The organism is Plasticicumulans sp. (assembly GCF_035331805.1).
Taxonomy (GTDB): Bacteria; Pseudomonadota; Gammaproteobacteria; order Competibacterales; family Competibacteraceae; genus Plasticicumulans.
Window position 1 is genome coordinate 1 of the sequence record NZ_DAOLKE010000023.1, and the last position, 3,491, is coordinate 3,491.

The window sequence follows — 3,491 nt, forward strand, 5'->3', positions numbered from 1 at the left end:
CAGAACAGCACCGGCAGGCAGTCGGCCGTCATCACCACGCAGGCCACGCCGGGCGTGCGCGTGATCGCGGCGTCGGCGCGTACCGGCGCATGCACGGTTTCGGCCGCGGCGACCGCGCAGCCGTGCACCTGTTCGAGCCAGGCCGGCGCGCGCGCCAGTCCGAGCGCCGCGCTCAGCAGGCGCCGGTTCTCGGCGACCGCGGCCGGATCGTCGCCGACGTGATCACCGAGGTTGAGGGCGGCGTACGGGCCGCGGCTGACCCCGCCGCGGCGCGTCGTCGCCGCGGCGCGCACGTTCGCCGGCGCCGGCCAGTCCGGCTGCAGCAGGGCAAGCGGTTCCCCGCTCATTCGACGTACTCCCATTCGACGCCATCGGCATCGACGCCGGCGCGTGCATCGAGCCCGTCGAGGCCGGCGTCGCGGCGCAGCACGTCGAGCAGCGCGGCGAGATCGGGCGGCGTCGGCGCGCTCCAGCTCAGGCGCCGGCCGCTGCCCGGATGCGTCAGCGTCAGCCGGCGCGCGTGCAGGGCCTGGCGCCGGAAGCCCTTCAGCGCCGTCGCGAGTTCGTCGCTGCAGCCCGGCGGCAGCCGCAGCCGGCCGCCGTAGACCGGATCGCCGAGCAGCGGGTGGTGCATGAAGGCCATGTGCACGCGGATCTGGTGCGTGCGGCCGGTTTCGAGCTTCAGCGCCAGATGCGTGTGGGCGCGGAAGCGCTCGCGCACGCGGAAATGCGTGATCGCCGGCTTGCCGCCGGGCGTGGCGGCCATGCGCTTGCGGTCGGTGCCGTGGCGGGCGATCGGCACGTCGACGAGCCCGCCCGAGACCAGCACGCCACAGGCGATCGCCTGGTACTCGCGGCCCATCGTGCGCGCCTGCAACTGCTCGACCAGGGCGGTATGCGCGCGCAGGCTCTTGGCGACGACGAGCAGCCCCGAGGTGTCCTTGTCGAGCCGGTGCACGATGCCGGCGCGCGGCAGCTGCGCGGTGACCGGCGCGTGGTGCAGCAGCGCATTGACCAGCGTGCCGTCCGGGTTGCCGGCGGCCGGATGCACGACCAGCCCGGCGGGCTTGTCGATGACCAGGATGTCCTCGTCCTCGTAGCGCACGGCCAGCGGGATGTCCTGCGGGCGGTCGGCGATGACTTCGGTGCGCTCGTACGCGCCGCTGACGCGCTCGCCGCCGAGCACCAGCGCCCGCGGCTTCGCGGGCCTGCCGTCGACGGTCAGCGTGCCGTCCTTCAGCCACTGCTGCAGGCGGGCGCGGGAGTGATCCGGCAGCAGCGCGGCGAGCGCCTGGTCGAGGCGCTGGCCGGCACACTCCGGCGGGATCAGGCAGTCGATGCGTTCAAATTCGGGCATGGAACGGCTCGGACAGGGGGCGAGAGGCGGCCCGGGGTGCAGGCATGGTCTTCGTTCGGGGGCGCAAGATATACTCGGCCGCCCCGTCACCTCGTACAGATCAGCCGAATGTCCGCTCGCTTCCTGCGTCTTCGCCTCGCGACCGTCCTGGCCGCTGCCCTGCTTGCGCCCGGCTGTTCGTGGCTGTCGGAGAAAGCCGACGAGACCCGCGACTGGTCGGCGGCGAAACTGTACAGCGAGGCCAAGGACGCGCTGAACAACGGCGATTACACCAGGGCCATCGGCTACTACGACAAGCTGCAGGCACGCTACCCGTTCGGGCGCTACGCGCAGCAGGCGCAGCTCGAATCGGTCTACGCATACTACCGGGACGGCGAACCCGATTCAGCGGTGGCCGCGGCCGATCGCTTCATCAAGACCTATCCGCGCCACCCCTACGTCGATTACGTCTACTACCTGAAGGGCCTGACCAACTACAACCGCGCCAGCGGTCCGCTCGACCGCCTGATGCCGCCGGACCCGACGCGCACCGATGCCTCGGCGGCGCTGCAGTCCTTCACCGACTTCAACGACCTCGTCACCAAATTCCCGGACAGCCGCTACGCGCCGGATGCGCGCGCGCGCATGCTGTTCCTTCGCAACAACCTCGCCAGCTACGAACTCAACGTCGCGCGCCACTACCAGAGCCGCGGCGCACACGTCGCCGCCGTCAACCGCGCCAAGTACGTGGTCGAGAACTACGCGAGCAGCCCGGCGGCAACCGAGGCGCTGGTGATCATGGTGCGCTCGTACACGGCCATGGGCCTGCCCGAGCTGGCGCGTGATGCGCTGCGCGTGCTGCAGAAGAACGATCCGCAGAATCCGGACATCCCGAAGCTGACGACGCTGGTCGGCACGGCGCCGGGCAAGGGCTGACAGAGAGGCGCGCCGCGCATGTGGGATTTCTTCGAGACCGTCCGTCACCGTCACTCGGTGCGCATCTACCAGCAGGACATGCCGGTCGACGAGGCCCGCCTGCACGCGATCCTGGAGATGGCCTGCGCCGCTCCGTCGGCCGGTGACCTGCAGGCCTACCGCATCGTCGTCGTGCGCGACGCCGATGAGCGCCGGGCGCTGTCGGTCGCGGCCGACAATCAGGGCTTCATCGCCGAGGCACCGGTATGTCTGGTGTTCTGCGCCGATCCGGTGCGCTCGGGTGCCGAGTTCGGCGAACGCGGCGAACGCCTGTACGCGCTGCAGGACACGACGATCGCCGCCGCCTACGCGCAGCTTGCGATCGTCGCTGCCGGCATGGGCTCGGCGTGGATCGGCTACTTCGACGATCAGGCCGTGCGCGACCTGCTCGGCCTCGACCCGGCGCTGCAGCCGGTGGCGCTGATGACGGTCGGCTACCCGGCCGAACTGCCGGTGCCGACGCCGCGCCGGCGGCTCGCGGAAGTCGTCAGCTTCCGCTGAGGCCGCCGGCGGCGGCGGCAACGCCTCAGGGCTGCGCGCCGAGGAAGCTCGCGAGCGCCTGCACGTCGGCCTCGGACAGACCCTGCACCATCGAGCGCATCACCGAATCCGGCGAGCGGTCGTGGCCCTGGCGGAAGTCGTTCAGCACGCGCAGCAGATAACCCGGCTTCTGGCCCGCGAGCCGCGCCCGGCCGTCCTTGCCGTGCGCATCGGCGCCGTGGCAGCTCTGGCAGCGCGCCGCGTACAGCTTCGCCCCGCTGGCGACCAGCGCGGCATCGGCGGCCGGCTCCGGCTGCGGCGGCTGCAGCGCGTAATAGACGGCGAGCAGCGCCTTCTCGTCGTCCGTGAGCTTCGCCATCAGGTCGTTCATGACCTTGCGATAGCGCTCGGCCCCCTGGAACTGGCCGAACTGCGTGAGCAGATACTCGATCGACTGCCCGGCAAGGTCCGGATAATCCGCTCGCGTCGATTCCCCGCCGGCGCCGTGGCAGGCCGCGCAGAAGGCCGAGCGCTCGCGCCCGCGCTCCAGCAGATCGGCCTGCACGCCCGGATTCGCCCGGGCTTCGGCAAGCAGCGCCTGCGCGCGCGCAAGCACCGGAGCGCTGTCGGCATGCGCCGCCGCCCCCAGCAGCAGCCACAGCGCGGCGACGGCATACCGCATGCCCCGCCCCCCGGCTCG

5 protein-coding genes are annotated in these 3,491 nt (G+C 71.7%); 2 read left to right on the forward strand and 3 right to left on the reverse strand.

The window, feature by feature from the left end:
• Positions 1 to 347, reverse strand: a 347-nt coding sequence (locus tag PKE44_RS03340) for a laccase domain-containing protein (RefSeq protein WP_324548254.1), incomplete at its 3' end; no start/stop codon positions are given.
• Complete coding sequence (gene rluD, locus PKE44_RS03345; RefSeq protein WP_324548255.1) at positions 344 to 1,357, reverse strand: 23S rRNA pseudouridine(1911/1915/1917) synthase RluD; 1,014 nt, start codon at positions 1,355 to 1,357, stop codon at positions 344 to 346. The genes rluD and PKE44_RS03340, both read right to left, overlap by 4 nt.
• Positions 1,358 to 1,465: 108 nt before the next feature.
• On the opposite strand from rluD, the gene PKE44_RS03350 reads away from it, so the two are divergent.
• Both PKE44_RS03350 and PKE44_RS03355 read left to right on the forward strand, forming a co-directional pair.
• Positions 1,466 to 2,272 (forward strand): outer membrane protein assembly factor BamD, encoded by an 807-nt coding sequence (locus PKE44_RS03350; RefSeq protein WP_324548256.1) that lies wholly within the window; start codon positions 1,466 to 1,468, stop codon positions 2,270 to 2,272.
• 18 nt (positions 2,273 to 2,290) lie between these two features.
• Positions 2,291 to 2,812: a nitroreductase family protein gene (locus PKE44_RS03355; RefSeq protein ID WP_324548258.1), complete on the forward strand. Its 522-nt coding sequence runs from the start codon at positions 2,291 to 2,293 to the stop codon at positions 2,810 to 2,812.
• A 25-nt stretch (positions 2,813 to 2,837) separates the two neighbouring features.
• Here PKE44_RS03355 and PKE44_RS03360 read toward each other — a convergent pair whose 3' ends face one another.
• Positions 2,838 to 3,473, reverse strand: coding sequence for a c-type cytochrome (locus PKE44_RS03360; RefSeq protein ID WP_324548259.1), 636 nt, complete (start codon positions 3,471 to 3,473; stop codon positions 2,838 to 2,840).
• Positions 3,474 to 3,491: the final 18 nt, after the last annotated feature.

What these genes read in the sequence shown, in the direction of transcription:
- rluD (WP_324548255.1), bottom strand. Translation starts at nt 1,357, where the DNA reads ATGCCCGAATTTGAACGCATCGACTGCCTGATCCCGCCGGAGTGTGCC.
- PKE44_RS03350 (WP_324548256.1), top strand. Translation starts at nt 1,466, where the DNA reads ATGTCCGCTCGCTTCCTGCGTCTTCGCCTCGCGACCGTCCTGGCCGCT.
- PKE44_RS03355 (WP_324548258.1), top strand. Translation starts at nt 2,291, where the DNA reads ATGTGGGATTTCTTCGAGACCGTCCGTCACCGTCACTCGGTGCGCATC.
- PKE44_RS03360 (WP_324548259.1), bottom strand. Translation starts at nt 3,473, where the DNA reads ATGCGGTATGCCGTCGCCGCGCTGTGGCTGCTGCTGGGGGCGGCGGCG.